The sequence below is a fragment of the Roseovarius marisflavi genome (assembly GCF_900142625.1).
GTDB classification, from domain to species: domain Bacteria; phylum Pseudomonadota; class Alphaproteobacteria; order Rhodobacterales; family Rhodobacteraceae; genus Roseovarius; species Roseovarius marisflavi.
The window spans coordinates 155,270-171,605 of the sequence record NZ_FRBN01000005.1; the positions used below are offsets into that span (position 1 = coordinate 155,270).

Annotated in this window: 15 protein-coding genes; 11 read left to right on the forward strand and 4 right to left on the reverse strand. The window is 59.2% G+C overall.

What is annotated here, in order from left to right:
• Positions 1 to 140 precede the first annotated feature (140 nt).
• From dnaA to BUB78_RS07155, 3 genes are all read right to left on the reverse strand, one after another.
• Positions 141 to 1,508, reverse strand: coding sequence for a chromosomal replication initiator protein DnaA (gene dnaA, locus BUB78_RS07145; RefSeq protein ID WP_073196534.1), 1,368 nt, complete (start codon positions 1,506 to 1,508; stop codon positions 141 to 143).
• A gap of 500 nt (positions 1,509 to 2,008) precedes the next feature.
• Positions 2,009 to 2,272, reverse strand: coding sequence for a 30S ribosomal protein S20 (rpsT, locus tag BUB78_RS07150; RefSeq protein ID WP_073196537.1), 264 nt, complete (start codon positions 2,270 to 2,272; stop codon positions 2,009 to 2,011).
• A gap of 181 nt (positions 2,273 to 2,453) precedes the next feature.
• The gene (locus tag BUB78_RS07155; protein ID WP_073196539.1) at positions 2,454 to 3,272 is read right to left on the reverse strand and encodes a sulfotransferase family protein; all 819 of its coding nucleotides are present in this window, start codon (positions 3,270 to 3,272) and stop codon (positions 2,454 to 2,456) included.
• Between the two features lie 150 nt (positions 3,273 to 3,422).
• Between BUB78_RS07155 and BUB78_RS07160 the strand changes: the two genes are divergently transcribed.
• The 3 genes from BUB78_RS07160 to BUB78_RS07170 all read left to right on the forward strand — a co-directional run bounded on the left by BUB78_RS07160 (position 3,423) and on the right by BUB78_RS07170 (position 6,268).
• Complete coding sequence (locus BUB78_RS07160) at positions 3,423 to 5,000, forward strand: DUF5928 domain-containing protein (protein WP_073196541.1); 1,578 nt, start codon at positions 3,423 to 3,425, stop codon at positions 4,998 to 5,000.
• A gap of 8 nt (positions 5,001 to 5,008) precedes the next feature.
• A complete protein-coding gene (locus tag BUB78_RS07165) occupies positions 5,009 to 5,395 on the forward strand; it encodes an HIT domain-containing protein (protein ID WP_073196543.1) in 387 nt (128 codons plus the stop codon).
• Positions 5,396 to 5,473: 78 nt separating this feature from the next.
• Positions 5,474 to 6,268, forward strand: a complete 795-nt coding sequence (locus tag BUB78_RS07170; RefSeq protein ID WP_073196545.1) for an ion transporter — start codon at positions 5,474 to 5,476, stop codon at positions 6,266 to 6,268.
• 16 nt (positions 6,269 to 6,284) lie between these two features.
• Here the strand turns inward: BUB78_RS07170 and BUB78_RS07175 are convergent, their stop codons facing one another.
• Positions 6,285 to 7,250, reverse strand: a complete 966-nt coding sequence (locus BUB78_RS07175; protein ID WP_084732791.1) for a GlxA family transcriptional regulator — start codon at positions 7,248 to 7,250, stop codon at positions 6,285 to 6,287.
• Between the two features lie 89 nt (positions 7,251 to 7,339).
• Between BUB78_RS07175 and BUB78_RS07180 the strand changes: the two genes are divergently transcribed.
• From BUB78_RS07180 to BUB78_RS07215, 8 genes are all read left to right on the forward strand, one after another.
• Complete coding sequence (locus BUB78_RS07180) at positions 7,340 to 8,590, forward strand: sarcosine oxidase subunit beta family protein (protein ID WP_073196629.1); 1,251 nt, start codon at positions 7,340 to 7,342, stop codon at positions 8,588 to 8,590.
• A 70-nt stretch (positions 8,591 to 8,660) separates the two neighbouring features.
• Positions 8,661 to 8,948 carry a sarcosine oxidase subunit delta gene (locus tag BUB78_RS07185; protein WP_073196547.1) on the forward strand — a complete coding sequence of 96 codons (288 nt, stop codon included), beginning with the start codon at positions 8,661 to 8,663 and terminating at the stop codon, positions 8,946 to 8,948.
• Complete coding sequence (locus BUB78_RS07190) at positions 8,945 to 11,893, forward strand: sarcosine oxidase subunit alpha family protein (protein WP_073196549.1); 2,949 nt, start codon at positions 8,945 to 8,947, stop codon at positions 11,891 to 11,893. The genes BUB78_RS07185 and BUB78_RS07190 overlap by 4 nt, the downstream gene beginning before the upstream one ends.
• A complete protein-coding gene (locus BUB78_RS07195; RefSeq protein WP_073196551.1) occupies positions 11,886 to 12,452 on the forward strand; it encodes a sarcosine oxidase subunit gamma in 567 nt (188 codons plus the stop codon). The genes BUB78_RS07190 and BUB78_RS07195 overlap by 8 nt, the downstream gene beginning before the upstream one ends.
• A gap of 46 nt (positions 12,453 to 12,498) precedes the next feature.
• A complete protein-coding gene (locus tag BUB78_RS07200; RefSeq protein WP_073196553.1) occupies positions 12,499 to 13,491 on the forward strand; it encodes a helix-turn-helix domain-containing protein in 993 nt (330 codons plus the stop codon).
• A gap of 146 nt (positions 13,492 to 13,637) precedes the next feature.
• Positions 13,638 to 14,525 carry a fatty acid desaturase family protein gene (locus BUB78_RS07205; protein WP_073196555.1) on the forward strand — a complete coding sequence of 296 codons (888 nt, stop codon included), beginning with the start codon at positions 13,638 to 13,640 and terminating at the stop codon, positions 14,523 to 14,525.
• A gap of 51 nt (positions 14,526 to 14,576) precedes the next feature.
• Positions 14,577 to 15,650 carry a phenylalanine--tRNA ligase subunit alpha gene (pheS, locus tag BUB78_RS07210; RefSeq protein WP_073196557.1) on the forward strand — a complete coding sequence of 358 codons (1,074 nt, stop codon included), beginning with the start codon at positions 14,577 to 14,579 and terminating at the stop codon, positions 15,648 to 15,650.
• Positions 15,651 to 15,872: 222 nt separating this feature from the next.
• On the forward strand, positions 15,873 to 16,268 hold the full coding sequence (locus tag BUB78_RS07215) for a BLUF domain-containing protein (protein ID WP_073196559.1): 396 nt from the start codon (positions 15,873 to 15,875) through the stop codon (positions 16,266 to 16,268).
• Positions 16,269 to 16,336: the final 68 nt, after the last annotated feature.

A 16,336-nucleotide genomic window follows, 5' to 3' on the forward strand; every position in this document is an offset into this window, starting at 1 on the left:
GCGCCGGGAGGGGCACGGTATCAATTTCCCCCTGCGGCTCAAGTGCTTTATTGCGTTTTCGGCTGTATTTATCGACGCGTCAAGAGCAGACCCCGCCCCAAAGGGCGAGGCTGCCCGACGCGGGCAGACGAGCGCGGTCCTTAGCCCTCAAGTGTGCGGCGCAAAAGCTCCAGATCCTCGGCGATCTGGGCATCCTGAATGCGCAGCTCTTCGATGCGTTTGACGCCATGCATGACCGTGGTGTGATCACGCCCGCCAAACCGGCGACCGATTTCGGGCAAAGAGCGGCTTGTCATCTGTTTGCACAGGAACATCGCCACCTGCCGCGGGCGCGCAAAGCTGCGCAGGCGTTTGGGGCCGATCATGTCGCTCAGGCGGATGTTGTAGTGATCCGAGACCTTGCGCTGAATCTCTTCGACCGAGACTTTGCGTTCAGACGCGCGCAGCACATCGGCCAGGCAATCCTGGGTCAGTTCAAGCGTGATCGGCTGGCCGACAAGCGAGGCAAAGGCAAACAGCCGGGTCAGCGCGCCTTCGAGAACGCGCACATTGGTGCTGATGCGGTGTGCAAGGAATTCAAGCACGCCATCGGCCATGGTCAGGTCGGGATACTGCTCGCGGTGGCGTTCGACCTTGGATTGAAGGATGCCAAGGCGCAATTCGTAATCGGTCGGATGCAGATCAACCACCAGCCCGCATTGCAGGCGCGATTTGATCCGCTCTTCGAGATTTGCAATCTCGCCGGGGGCGCGGTCGGCGGAAATCACGATCTGTTTGTTTTGATCAACCAGCGCGTTGAAGGTGTGGAAAAACTCTTCCTGAGTGCTGTCCTTGCCGGCGATGAATTGCACGTCATCGACCATAAGAACATCAACCGAGCGGAACATTTCCTTGAAATCCATCATCTTGCGGTCGCGCAGGGCCTGCACGAAGCGATACATGAATTGTTCCGCCGACAGGTAAACGACATTCAGGTCCGGGCGGCTTGTCTGAAGCTCCCATGCGATGGCGTGCATCAGGTGAGTTTTGCCAAGGCCGACCCCACCGTAAAGGAACAGCGGGTTGAAGGTTGTCGGCCCGCCCTCGGCGACGCGGCGCGCGGCGGCATTGGCAAGCTCGTTGGGCTTGCCGACAACGAAGGTGTCAAAGGTAAAACGCTCGTCGAGCGGCGCGGTTGGCAGCATGCTGTCGCTAACGGAGGACGCAACGTTGCCGGCCCCGGTCTGGGATGTGCGCGTCGCGGGCCGTGTCGGGCGTTCGGTGGTGTTGGCAGGCACCTGAAAGTGGATACGGCGCACGTCGGATACAAGCGCGTTCATCTGATAGAGGATTAAATCCCCAAAATGCTGTGAGACGTAATTGCCCAGAAAACTGGTCGGCACATGAAATGTTGCCACGCCATCCGCGAGTTTGGAAAACTCCAGCGGTTCGATCCAGTTCTTGAAATTACTTTGCCCAACCGATTGCTGAAGTTTCTGCTTCAACTGGCCCCATTGATCTTGTGTCATGCTTCCCCGTTCCGCGACTCTTCACACCATCCAAATGTCAGGCTGACAACGCCAGCTGGCTTTGGTCTGCGATCCCGGATCGGACCCTGCAAAAGACACCATACCGTTAACCAAAGTTAACGGGTTCCAAGCCTCTTTCACAAAGTTGTACGCATATCAAAAGGCCGCAAGAATGGTATCACGGTTCGTCCCAAAACCGTGCACCTGACGTGCCTTATAAAATGCATACGCAATGAACATGGCCAGGGCAAATTGCCCAGTTACAGCATCCGACGGCTTCTGTGTCAAAAGCGGTCAGTTACCGATTTAGCCTGTCCCCCCAAGCGTGAATCGCCTTTCGAAACTAGCAAAGTCGTAAGCGCGCGGGCAACTGATCTTCGCGCTTGACAGGGGCTTTGGCTGAAAAGAATCTATCGGGCGCTTTTTTACGGTTTAAAAACAAAAAGGCACCGGTTGGCCCGGTGCCTTTTGCGTTCAATAGTTTAGCGCTCAATGACGGTTCAGGCGATTGCCTTAACCCGTGCAGCAAGGCGTGACACTTTGCGTGACGCAGTGTTCTTGTGAAAAACGCCCTTGGTCACGCCACGCATCAGCTCGGGCTGAGCGGCGCGCAGAGCGGCGGTTGCCGCCTCTTTGTCGCCGGATGCGATTGCTTCTTCTACTTTGCGCAGAAAGGTGCGGATGCGCGAACGGCGCGCTTTGTTGACGGCAAAACGGGCTTCGTTCTGACGGGCGCGTTTTTTGGATTGGGGCGTATTAGCCATGTGAATCAGACCCTTGCATTGGTTTGGTATATGTTTGTGTTGCGCAACGATACCAGACCGGGCCCCCACTCTCTGGGGATATGATTCTTGCCTGAGCGGGCATCACGCGCATGTATGGGGCGGCATATACGCCAGTTCGGGGCAAATGCAAAGCCCTATCGTTTCCCCAAGGAATTGCGGGCTAAACGCCCAGTTTCGCGTGCACCTCTGCCAGATCTATTTCACCGATCGGCATCTTGTTACCCGGATTCTCAAAGTCATATTTGAACACTTCGAAATCGCGTTTGTAGATTTCATAGACAAGGTGCATCGACAGGTCGTCGAAATAATCCTCGACCGGATGGGCGCGCTTTGGGCCGTGCCCCTCGGATTCGTTGAACCGCGGCATGTTCTCGAGGTCAACCTTATTGGGGGTCTTTATCGAATCGAGCACCTCTCGCATGCCCTCGTTGAACTTTTCGGTCCAGAAGATCTTGTCATAGGTGCCGCCGTTCACGATGAAGGTCGAGACATGCCCGGACATGGCGGACCAGTGAATGTCCGGCTCCATCGGGCGCTTCCAGCGGATGGTGTCGCGGGCAAACAAAAGGAAACGGCGAAAGCTCTTGATCTGGTCAAATTCCTGTTTGCCATCATCACCGCCAACCTCGATCCCGTACTTCTGGATCAGGGTCGGAACAAGTTTGCCGCGATAGCGTTTGCCGTTGCGCTGAATGCCGCAGATCTTGTCGAAAAAGCTCGACAGGATGCGGGTATAGGGATTGCGCACACAGGTGAACGCATAAGAGGTGTGGGTTTTGACGTTCGCGTTGATCAGCTTCTGGCTATCTTCGCGGGCCCATTTATGCAGACCCTCGGTAGCATCATGAATATCACCGTCAAAAAATGCGCCATGATCCGAATAATAAAGCGCCTGACCAATTGTCGAACACGCACATTTCGGCACAACGCGGTAAACCACGCTCTCACTCTCGGTCATCCAGGTGCCTGGGAACCCCATATTTACTGCCTCCGCACACTGCTGCCTGTTTTTTGCAGCTTTAATTATGTCTACCCGGTTAAAAAAACCAAAGAAAGTCTGTTTATTCAGACTGTCTTCACCGCTATTGCTATAGACAATCTATGAACTCAGGGTTGAATCGTTTCTAATATGGCAAAAATAGCGTTCATCCTTTTGTGCCATAAAGACCCCGAGGCGATTGTTCGACAGGCAGAGATGCTGACGGCCGTGGGCGATTACATCGCGATCCATTTCGATGCCCGCGCCAAGCCCGAGCATTTCGAACAGATCAAAACAGAACTTGGCGACAATCCCAACGTGGTGTTTGCCAGGAAGCGGATCAAATGCGGCTGGGGTGAATGGTCGCTTGTTCAGGCCACGCTTTATGCCGTCGAGGCCGCCGTTGATGCCTTTCCGCGCGCCACGCATTTCTACATGCTGTCGGGCGATTGCGCGCCGATCAAATCCGCCAGCTATGCGCATGAGTTTCTGGATTCTTCGGATGTCGATTACATCGAAAGCTTTGATTATTTCGAAAGCGACTGGATCAAGACCGGGATGAAGGAGGAACGGCTGATTTATCGCCACTTCTTTAATGAGCGCACTCAGCCAAAGAGGTTTTATGCCTCGTACAACCTGCAAACCAAGCTTGGCCTGACCCGCGAGATACCGCGTGATGTCCAGGTTCAGATCGGAAGCCAGTGGTGGTGCCTGCGTCGGCGCACCATCGAGTGGATCATCGACTTTACGCGCAAACGCCGCGATGTGATGCGGTTCTTTCGCACGACCTGGATTCCGGATGAGACATTTTTTCAGACCCTGGTGCGTCATCTCGTGCCGGAAAAAGAGATAAGCACCCGAACCCTGACCTTCTTGATGTTCACCGATTACGGCATGCCGGTGACCTTTTATAACGATCACTACGATCTTTTGCTGGGTCAGGATTATCTATTTACCCGCAAGATCAGCCCCGAAGCACTAGAGCTCAAGCGCCGTCTTGGCACGCTTTATGCCAATGACAACGCGACCTTCCAGATTTCCGACGAGGGGCGCAGCCTGTTCAAGTTCCTGTCGGCGCGCGGCCGTGACGGGCGGCGTTTTGCAAGCCGGTTCTGGGAAACCGAAAGCAGCCTTGGCCGCGAGCGCGAGTTGATGATCGTGGTCTGCAAGAAATGGCATGTGGCCAAGCGTCTGATGGAGCGGATTCGTCAGGTCACGAACCTGCCCGCGATCGAGTACCTGTTTAACGAAGAGAGCACGGCGCTGCCGGACCTTGGCGGAATTCAGGGCACGCTGGCCAAACGCACGCGCCATCGCCGTGCCTTGATGCGGATGCTGTTCGATTACTATGAAACCGACCGCCTTATCGTCTGCATGGACCCTGGAAGCATCGACCTGTTGCAGGATTTTTGTGGGGATCGCGCGACCACCAAGCTTTTGGAGGTGCAGTGCGATTTCACCGATGAGTACCTTATCGGGCACGCCATGCGCGTCGGATTGGCCGGTGAACAAACGCCCGAGGATACGCTTGAGCGGCTTTTGCCGACGATCCGGGGTGACATGACCTATGAAAGCGACAGCATTCGGGATGCCGATTTTGAAAACCACCTGATCCTGCGCGAATCCGACGAGCGCGATCAGCATGCCGATCTTCTGGTGCGCTTCCTTGATATCTCGCGCGAAAAGGCGCAGGAAATCACCCAACAAGATCACCTTTTTGCAGACTGAGGACAGCCATGCCCTATGCCTATGACGACCAGAACATTTTCGCCAAGATCCTGCGCGGCGAAATCCCCAACAAGACCGTTCTGGAAACCGAGCATAGCCTTGCGTTTCATGACGTCGCGCCACAGGCGCCGGTGCATGTGCTGGTGATCCCGAAAGGGCCTTATGTCTGTCATGATCATTTTGCGCTTGCCGCCACGGACGCCGAAATCGTTGATTTCACCCGCGCCGTGGGCGAGGTTTGCCGCCTGAGCGGCGTGCAACCGGGCGAAGACGGCGACGGGTTTCGAAGCATAAGCAATGCCGGCGAGCATGGCGTGCAAGAGGTGCCGCATTTCCACCTGCATATCCTCGGCGGTCGTCCGCTTGGCCGCATGCTTGCACGCGCCAAGGACTAGCGCGTCGCGGCTTGCAGCTTTGCCAATGTGCGCCCATATGTGGGCCAAGCATTTCAGGCAGGATATACAGGCAGGCCCATGATTTCTCGCACTCGCGTCGGCAGTTTTCTCGATCAATCCAGTGTTCAGAACTTCATTCTTGGGGTCATCCTTTTCAATGCGATAATCCTCGGGATGGAAACCTCGGCCCCGATCATGGACCGGGTCGGCGGGCTTATCACCCTGCTGGATCAGCTTTGTCTTGCGGTCTTTGTCGTTGAAATCGCGGCCAAGCTTTTTGCCCGCGGTGTGGCCGGGTTTTTCTCGCGCGGCTGGAATATCTTTGACTTCGTGATTGTCGGCATCTCTCTTGTGCCGGCCACGCAGGGCCTTTCGGTGCTGCGCGCGCTTCGCATTCTGCGGCTTTTGCGGGTGGTGTCGGTGGCGCCGTCCTTGCGCCGGGTGGTCGAGGGGCTGGTCAATGCCCTGCCGGGGATGGGGTCGGTGTTTCTGTTGATGGGGATGCTGTTTTACATCGGTTCGGTCATGGCGACCAAGCTTTTCGGCGCGCATTTCCCCGAGTGGTTCGGTGATCTGGGGCGCTCTGCCTATTCGCTGTTTCAGATCATGACACTTGAATCCTGGTCGATGGGAATCGTGCGCCCGGTGATGGAGGTGTTCCCCTATGCCTGGGCGTTTTTCGTGCCTTTCATCATGGTTACCACATTCGCCGTGGTGAACCTTCTGGTCGGTCTGATTGTGAACTCGATGCAGGATGCGCATCATGCCGAAAACGTCGAAAGAACCGACAGTTATCGCGACGAGGTCATGGGGCGGCTCGCCAATATCGAGGCGCTGCTCAAGGCGGACGGCGCCAAAGGTCGGCCGGATTAGGGTCTGATCCTGCCTTTTAGGTCTGGCGATAGCGCGACGGCGCCTCACCAAACTGCGCGCTATAGGCCCGCGAGAAATGCGAGGAACTGGCAAAGCCCGTCGCAAGCGCGACCTCGGTCAGCGGTAGCGCCGAATTACGCAACAGGTTCTGCGCCCGCTCCAGCCGTAATTCGCGGTAGTATCCCATCGTCGTCTGGCCAAGCTTGTCCTGAAACAACCGGTTGAGCTGCCGGGTCGAGAGCCGCGCCAGCTTAGCAAGCTGTTCAAGGCACAGAGGGTCGGCGATATTGCCTTCCATCGCCTCGACCGCGTCAAGAATGGCCGGAGCATGGGTGCCCACCCTCTCGACCAGCCCGGACCGCTGTGGGCCGGTCGGGGGGCGAATCTCGGTATGCATAAACCAATCGCTGACGTGGCGGGCGAAATCGGTGCCGTGATGCTGGGCGATTAGCGCATGCATCAGGTCCATCGGCGCGGTGCCCCCGGCACAGGTCATCCGGTCGCGATCAATCACGTAAAGCGTCCGTTCAACCATCAGATGCGGCGAGATTTCCGCCAGGGCACTGGCATATTCCCAATGCACCGTCATCCGTCGCCCGGCCATAAGCCCGGCGCGCGCCAAGATGATCGGCCCGCCCGACACGCCGCCCATGACCACCCCGGCGCGCGCCTGTCGCGTCAGCCAGGCGGACATGGCGCGCCCCGGATAAAGGGCCGGATCGCCCCCCGCGACAACAAAGAGGTAATCAAGCCGCAGATCGTCGCGAGGGCTTGCCTGAGGCTTGATTTCCGCAGCCCCCGAGCTTGCGACCGGCATGGCCGTGGCAGCGATGTTGATCACCTCGTAAAGCGTGCGCCCGGCCAAAAGGTTCGCGGCGCGCCAGGGCTCGGTTGTGGCGGCATAAGACATAAGCGCAAAGCCCTCGATCGGCAGAATGCCGATTCGAAGCGGCTTTGTTCGGATTTGCGGGGTCTTGTCCATACTGGATATGTAATTGGCTTTTTCAGGCAAGTCTATTGCCAGATAAACCGCGATGCTGGATCAAGGACATCAACAGGATTCTTTGGCTCATGCGCTACTCTGCCTTAAAAATTCTCCGCGAGGGGCTGACCGGGAACAAAGGTTGGAAACCTGTCTGGCGCGAGTCCGATCCAAAACCGGAATATGACATCGTGATCATCGGCGGCGGTGGTCATGGTCTTGCAACCGCCTATTATCTCGCCCGCGAATTCGGGATGCGCAACATTGCGGTTCTGGAAAAGGGCTGGATCGGCTCGGGCAATATCGGGCGCAACACCACGATCATCCGCTCGAATTACATGCTGCCGGGCAATGAACCGTTTTATGAAATGTCGCTCAAGCTCTGGGAGGGGCTTGAACAGGATTTCAACTATAATGCCATGGTCAGCCAGCGGTCGATCCTGAACCTGTTTCACACCGATGCACAGCGTGATGCCTTCGTGCGCCGCGCCAACGCGATGTTCCTTGCGGGTGCCGACGCCGAGCTTGCCACCGCCGATCAGCTGCGCGCCGAATTGCCGTTTCTTGACTATGGAAACGCGCGCTTCCCGATCAAGGGCGGCTTGTTTCAGCGGCGCGGCGGCACGGTGCGCCATGATGCGGTGGCCTGGGGCTATGCGCGCGGCGCGGATGAGCGCGGCGTCGATATCATCCAGAACTGCGAGGTGACCGGCTTTGACATTGAGAACGGCAAATGCCGCGGTGTCCAGACAAGCCGCGGCGCCATTCGCGCGCGGAAGGTGGCGGTCTGTGTTGCCGGCTCTTCGGGCCGCGTGATGGCGCAGGCGGGCATGCGCCTGCCGATCGAAAGCCATGTCTTGCAGGCCTTCGTGACCGAGGGCCTCAAACCGGTTCTGCCCGGCGTGATCACCTTTGGCGCGGGCCATTTCTACGTAAGCCAGTCTGACAAGGGCGGGCTGGTCTTTGGCGGCGATATCGACGGCTATAACTCTTACGCTCAACGCGGCAATCTGCCGGTGGTAGAGGACGTCGCCGAGGGCGGCATGGCGATCATGCCGATGATCGGGCGCGCCCGCCTCTTGCGAAGCTGGGGCGGCATCATGGATATGTCGATGGACGGTTCTCCCTTCATCGACAAGACCGATATCGACGGGCTCTATTTCAACGGCGGCTGGTGCTATGGCGGGTTCAAGGCCACGCCTGCCAGCGGCATGTGCTATGCCCATCTTCTTGCCAAGGACACGCCCCATCCGGTGGCCACGCAAATGCGGCTTGATCGGTTCAAGCGCGGCAACCTGATCGACGAAAAAGGTCAGGGCAATCAGCCCAACCTGCATTGAGGCGAGCGCATATGACCTTTCATCTTTCCAAAAATACTCAAGTCCAACCGCTGACAAAGGGCCCGGACGCATGATCATCAATCACCCCCTTCTTGGCCCCCGCGATGCCGCCGAATTCGTCTATCTCGGCGATGCCGCCCTGATAGAGCGGCCCGACTGGCAAGCCGCCGATGCCGCCGAAGCGTTCCATGCATACGGCTATCTGCGTGACAATCCGGCGGGCAAGCATGCCGAGCTTTGGTATCACGAACAGGGCGACCGCTCTTGGCTCTTGGTGACCCGCGACACGGTTACCCATGAAATAACGTCTGTCGAGATGGCCCGCGATGTGGCCCGGGCAAAGGGACGCAGCAAATGAGCCAGATCAACCGGATCAGCGGCGGTCAGATCGACCGCGCGGCAGAGTTCAAGTTCACCTTCAACGGCAAGGAGATGCGCGGGCATCCCGGCGATACGCTGGCCTCGGCGCTTTTGGCCAATGCCCAGCGTCTGGTCGGGCGGTCGTTCAAATACCACCGCCCGCGCGGGATTTTCACCGCCGGCTCGGAAGAGCCGAACGCCCTGGTAGAGCTGCGCAGCGGCGCGCACCAGGAACCCAACACACGCGCCACAGTGACAGAGCTGTATGATGGGCTGCAAGCCAATAGCCAGAACCATCGCGGCTCGCTTGACTATGACCTGATGGCGGTGACGGATTTCATGTCGCCGTTCCTGTCGGCGGGGTTTTATTATAAAACCTTCATGTGGCCGCGGGCGTTCTGGGAAAAGCTCTACGAGCCGATCATCCGCAAATCGGCCGGCCTTGGCCGCCTGTCGATGCAGGAAGATCCTGACATCTATGACAAGGGCTATCTGCATTGCGATCTGCTTGTGATTGGCGCCGGGCCGACGGGCCTTATGGCGGCGCTCACGGCGGGGCGCGCGGGCGCGCGGGTTATTCTCGCGGATGAGGACTTTACCCTTGGCGGGCGGCTCAATTCCGAAACGCTTGAGGTGGGCGGCATGACCGGCGCCGATTGGGCCAAAGAGGCGCTGGTCGAACTGGCCGCGATGGATAACGTCCGCCTGATGGCGCGCACCACGGTTTATGGCGCCTATGATCACGGCGTTTACGGCGCGCTGGAGCGGTGCACCGATCATCTTGCAACCTCGGGCGGCAAACCGCGCCAGATCCTCTGGCGGGTGACGTCAAAGCGCGCGGTTCTGGCGGCGGGTGCCACCGAACGCCCAATTGCCTTTGGCAACAACGACCGCCCCGGCGTGATGCTGGCCGGTTCGGTGCGCTCTTATGCCAACCGCTATGGCGTGACACCCGGTCAGCAGGTTGCGGTGTTTACCAACAATGATGACGGCTGGCGCACGGCGGCCGATCTTGTGGCCAAGGGCGTGCATGTGCCCGCGATCATCGACGTGCGCGACGCGGCTGCGGTCTGTGACGTCCCCGGCGCGCGCCATATCCGCAATGCGGGCGTGGTTGATACGGTCGGGCGCAAGGGCTTGAAATCGGTCACCCTGACTGACGGTCAGGTGATCCCGGTCGATTGCCTTGCAGTCTCTGGCGGGTGGAACCCGAATGTGCACCTGACCTGTCACCAACGCGGTCGCCCGACATGGCGTGATGATATCTCGGCCTTTGTGCCGGGGCATGATCTTCCGCCGGGGATGGCCGTTGCGGGCGCCGCAAATGGCGCGATGACGCTGGCCGCGGCCCTGGCCGAGGGCCAAAGCGCCGCCAATGCCCAGATCGAGGCGCTTGGATATAAACCCGGCAAAGCCGACCTGCCCCGTGCCGAGGACGAGCCGCGCGAATGCGTGCCCTATTGGCATGTGCGCGAAAGCACCAAGCGCGGCTGGCTGGACCTTCAGAACGATGTGACGGTCAAGGACGTCAAGCAATCGCATCGCGAAGGGTTTCGTTCGGTCGAGCATCTCAAGCGTTATACCACGCTTGGCATGGCCACCGATCAGGGCAAGACCGCGAATATCCCGGCGCTGGCGATCATGGCGGAATGCACCGGCAAGACGATCCCTGAAACCGGCACCACGATTTTCCGCCCGCCTTATACGCCGGTGCCGATTGGCGCTCTTGGCGGGCGCTCGCGCGGTCGCGATTTCCGGCCCTATCGCCTGACGCCAAGCCATAACTGGGCCAAGGAAAACGGCGCGACCTTTGTCGAGGTTGGCAACTGGCTTCGGGCGCAGTGGTTTGCGCGGCCCGGCGAAAAGGGCTGGCGCGATTCGGTGGATCGTGAGGTTCTGGCGACGCGCAAGTCGGTTGGGATTTGCGATGTGACCACGCTCGGCAAGATTGATGTGCAGGGCAAGGATGCCGCCGCGTTTCTCAACAGGGTCTATGCCAATGGCTTTGCCAAGCTGGCCGTGGGCCGGGTGCGCTATGGGCTGATGCTGCGCGAGGATGGGATTGCCTATGACGATGGCACCACAGCGCGGATGTCGGAGAACCACTTTGTGATGACCACCACCACCGCCAATGCGGTTCTGGTGTTCCGCCGGCTTGAATTCGCGCGCCAGTGTCTCTGGCCGGATATGGATGTGCATCTTATCTCGACCACCGATGGCTGGGCACAATTCGCCGTTGCCGGGCCCAATGCACGCAACCTTTTGCGCAAGGTGGTGGACGAAGCGCATGATCTCTCGAACGAGGCGTTTCCCTTCATGGCCTGCGGCGAGGTCACGGTTTGCAACGGCACCCCGGCGCGGCTTTTCCGGATCTCGTTCTCGGGCGAGCTTGCCTATGAGGTCGCGGTGCCTGCGCGCTATGGCAATGCGATGATGGATGTTCTGATGCAGGCGGGGCAAGAGTTTGACGCGACGCCCTATGGCACCGAGGCGCTTGGCGTGATGCGGATCGAAAAAGGGCATGCGGCCGGCAACGAGCTAAACGGTCAGACCACCGCGCATAACCTTGGCATGGGCCGGATGGTCAGCCAGACCAAAGAATGCATCGGCAACGTGCTGTCGCAACGCCCCGAGATGGTGCGTGAGGATGCCGTAAAGCTGGTCGGGTTCCGCCCGGTGGATCGTGATCGCGGGCTGATTGCCGGGTCGCATTTCATCACCAAGGGCGATGTGGCGAACATGGATAACGATCAGGGCTGGATGTCGTCGGTGGCCTATTCGCCAAGCCTTGAGCATTCCGTCGGCCTTGGGTTCATCAAGAACGGCGATACCCGCATGGGCGAGATCGTGCGCGCCGTAAGCCCGGTTCACGGCACCGAAATGGAGGTCGAGATCGTCTCGGCGCATTTCATTGATCCCGAAGGAGAGCGTCTTCGTGCCTGAGTATAGCCTGACCCCCGCCGCCCCGCTTGCGGGCACCGATATCACCATCGCGCAGACCCGTCTTTTGGCACCTGCCGATCTTGCGGTCGTGTCGGTTGCCCTGCCGCTTGGTGCGGAAAAAGCCGCCGAGAAGGCGATCAAGACCGCCTTTGGCGTGGCCTTGCCCGAGGTCGGCAAATCGAGCCTTGCCAAGGATGGCGCCCGGATTGTCCGCTTGGGCAGCGATTCTGCCTTCGTGATCTTTACCCATCCCACGCCGGATGCCGAACGGGTGGTGGCCGCGCGCCTCAAGGGCGCCGCCTATACCACCGATCAGACCGATGTCTGGGTCGCGCTTGATCTTTCGGGGCAGAATGCGCGCCGCGCGCTGGAGCGGATTTGCCCGATTGATCTGCATCCCGATGCCTTTGCGCTCGGCGATAGTGCCCGCACCATGATGGAGCATCTTGGCACGCTTATCATTCGCACCGGGGATGACGCCTATCGCCTGATGTCGGGCAGTTCGTCTGCGGGTTCGTTCCTGCATGCGATCGAAACCTCGTTGAGCAATATCGCCTGACGGGTCGCGGGGCAAACGACAGGCAAGACAGGAAAGGAAGGTCACCATGTATATTGAAACGCTGACACCTGATCGCGCCGAGGCCGCCGCGCCGATCCATGCAAGGCGTAGTCTTTCGGGTGATTTTCTGTTCGTGTCGCAAGGTCAGGACATGGCGTTTGCCGCCGAGGCCTGTATTGATGTGCTGCGCTCTGCCAACCGGCTTTTGGGGCGCGACAGCTATTGTTGGGATCATGTCTGCGGCGCGCGCGGCCTTGCGCAGATCGATGGCTGTGGCCCGGATCAGACGCTTGTGCTTGTGGGCGGGATTGAGACGGCATGGCGACCGGTCACCGACGATCTTGCCGATTTGCGCCGGGCAATCCGCAATGCCGCGCGGCTTTGTCTTGTGGGCTCGGCGGTGTTTGTGCCGCTGGCAGCGGGCGTTCTGGGGGCGCGCCAATTGGCGGTGCATCCTGATTTTCGCGCCGGGGTGCAGGAGACAAGCCGCCGGATCGAGTTTAGCGATCAGACCACCTGTCATCACAAGGCGCTGAGCAGTGCCGTCAGCCCCGCCGCCGCCGTGTGGATGATGGTCGAGCTTGTCGGGGCGCGCGATGGCGAATTTACCCGCGCCAGCCTGTCGCGATATCTGGGCCTGAGTGAGCCGGGGAGCGAGGCCCCGCCGGGGGAGCATCTGCGCTATCTGCGGCTTGCGCAGGGGGACGCAACGCTTAATGCGGCGCTTCAGATCATGCTTGAGCATCTGGAAGATACGCTAAGCGTCGGGCAGATCGCCGATTTGCTCGGGGTGAGCGCGCGCAAGCTTGAACGCGGGTTTCGGGACCTTCTGCGCCAAACGCCGTTGAACGTTTATCGCGATCTGCGGCTTGACCGGGCGCGCCGGTTGTTGGGGCAAACGGCCTTGTCGATGAACGAGGTTTCGGTGGCCTGTGGGTTTTCAAATGTCACGCTGATGAAGAAATGGTTTGTTCTAAAGTACGGTGAGGCCCCCGAAGACGTGCGCCAACAGGCCTTTGGCGCGACGCACTTCGCCTGAGGGTGTGGTGTGAAAATGCCCCTTTGAGGGCGCTCCCACCCGCCCACCCCGCGCCCTCAAAGGGGCAGGTTGGATCGGGATGAGTATTTGGACCAAGAAGAAGCCAGGGGCTGGTTTGTACCCGCAGTTCTGCATAGGCTTTTGGGATGGATCACAAGAATTTTGTCGCGGCTTTGCCACGCGATACGCTGGCCGCCTTAAATGAAACCGAGGATGTGCCGGGGCTTTGGCATCTTGCCGGGCATCTGGCGGTGATTGTGGTGTTTGGTCTCTGGATCACGCAGGGCTGGGCAGCGTGGCCTGTGGCGCTGGTGGGGCAGGGGATTGCGATCTGTTTTCTGTTCACGCTGGAGCATGAGGCCACCCATAAGACGCCGTTTCGATCCGTTTGGTTAAATGAGTGGGTGGGGCGGAGTGCGGGGCTTTTACTTGTGCTGCCTTTCGAGTGGTTCCGCTATTTTCATCTGGCGCATCACCGGTTCACCAATATTCCCGGTAAAGACCCCGAGCTTGGGCCGGGCGGGAAGCCCGAGACGCGAATGGCTTATCTGATCCATGTGTCAGGCCTGCCTTATTGGGCGGGCATGATCCGGCAGCTTGTCGGCAATGCGATAGGGCGTGATCCGGGCGATTATGTGCCCGAGATGGCAAGGGGGCGGGTAAGGCGGGAGGCGCGCGTTATGCTGGCGCTTTACGGGCTGGCGGTGCTTAGTCTTTTGGTCACGCCGGTTTTGGTGTGGGTCTGGCTGTTGCCCTGTCTTTTGGGGCAGCCGTTCTTGCGGTTGTATCTTTTGGCGGAGCATGGCCGCTGTGCCTTTGTGGCCAATATGTTCGAGAACACGCGCACCACCTTTACCAACCGGATTGTACGGTTTCTGGCCTGGAACATGCCGTATCACACCGAGCATCACACATTGCCGCAGGTGCCGTTTCACAAGTTGCCGATGTTGCATGCGCAGATGCGCGATCATCTTGGTGTTACAGCTGAGGGGTATGCAGAATTCACCGCTCAGTATGCCAGTCACTTGCGCTAAACGCCCAGCCGGGGTAACCCGCCATTGACCCGCACGATTTGGATAAGACCGATGGATGATCTCAGAGACAAATATATCAACCTGATTGCCAATGCCGCCGATGAGGCCACGCTAGAGGATTTGCGTGTGCAGGCCGTGGGCAAGAAGGGTGAGATCAGCCTTCAGATGCGAGAGCTTGGCAAGATGAGCGCCGAGGAACGGCAGGTGGCCGGTCCCAAGCTTAACGCGCTCAAGGATGAGATCAACAGCGCCCTGGCCGCCAAGAAGCAGGGGCTTGCCGATGCCGCCCTTGACGAGCGTTTGCGCGCCGAATGGATGGATGTTACCCTGCCTGCGCGGCACCGTCGGGTGGGCACGATCCACCCGGTCAGCCAGGTCACCGAAGAGGTGACCGCGATTTTCGCCGATATGGGTTTCGCCGTGGCCGAGGGGCCGCAGGTCGAGAGCGACTGGTTCAATTTCGACGCGCTCAACATTCCGGGTCATCATCCGGCGCGCGCCGAGATGGACACGTTTTACACCCATCGCGCGCCCGGCGATGACCGCCCGCCGCATGTGTTGCGCACCCATACAAGCCCGGTTCAGATCCGCACGATGCAGGCGCAGGGCGCGCCCCTTCGGGTGATCGCACCAGGCCGTGTTTACCGCGCCGATTACGACCAGACCCACACGCCGATGTTTCACCAGATCGAGGGTCTGGCGATCGACAAGGATATCAGCATGGCCAACCTCAAATGGGTGCTGGAAGAGTTCGTGAAGGCGTTTTTCGAGGTTGATGATGTCGAGTTGCGCTTTCGCGCCTCGCATTTCCCGTTCACCGAGCCGTCGGCCGAGGTCGATATCCGTTGTTCGTGGGAGGGTGGCACACTCAAGGTGGGCGAGGGTGATGACTGGCTTGAGATCTTGGGAAGTGGGATGGTGCACCCCAAGGTGCTTGAGGCCGGCAATATCGACCCCAATGAATGGCAGGGCTTTGCCTTTGGCATGGGGATCGACCGGATCGCGATGCTGAAATATGGCATCCCGGATTTGCGGGCGTTCTTTGATTCAGACCTGCGCTGGTTGCGGCATTACGGGTTTGCGTCGCTGGACGTGCCGACGCTGCATGGTGGGTTGTCGCGGTAGAGGCGACTTTGCGGTTTTGCGCAGGGTATCGAATGCACGTAGGGTGGGTGAAACCCACCGCATCGAGGTGACTCGTTCTTTGCCATCGGTCTTGTAAGAATAGCGTGGGTTTCACCCACCCTACGGATTTTACTACCCTGAGCGCACCGCTTACCATGGCACAAATCCCGGATCGACAGGGTGTTTGCGACCCCCTAAGGTGACAGGTAAAAGGAGCAGTCCATGGCGCTTTTGCAAATGATCTACGCCTCGCAGCCCTTTGGGTTTGACGAGGCGATGCTGGCGGGAATTCTTTTGGATGCGCGTCGCGGCAATACCCGGAATGATGTGACGGGTGCGCTGATTGTGCGTGATGATCCCTACCTTCAGCTTTTGGAAGGTCCGCCGGAAATGGTCGAAGCGGCATACGAGCGGATTAATCGCGATGACCGGCACACCAATATGCGCAGGATTGTGCACCGCAGGGTTAAAGAGCGCATGTTCCCGACCTGGTCGATGCTTGATGATCCGGCGCAAAGCTGGGTCTGGAGCAGGCAAGAGGTCTCTGACGGGGCGATTGAGCGCGCCACCGAGGCCGAGGTTCTGGGGTTCTTTGAAAGACTTGCCGCACTTGGCTAGACGGGCGCAAGTGGTGGCACAACGCCATAGCCCGCGGCGGTTTTCGCCATTTTGGTGTCAGAGGCATG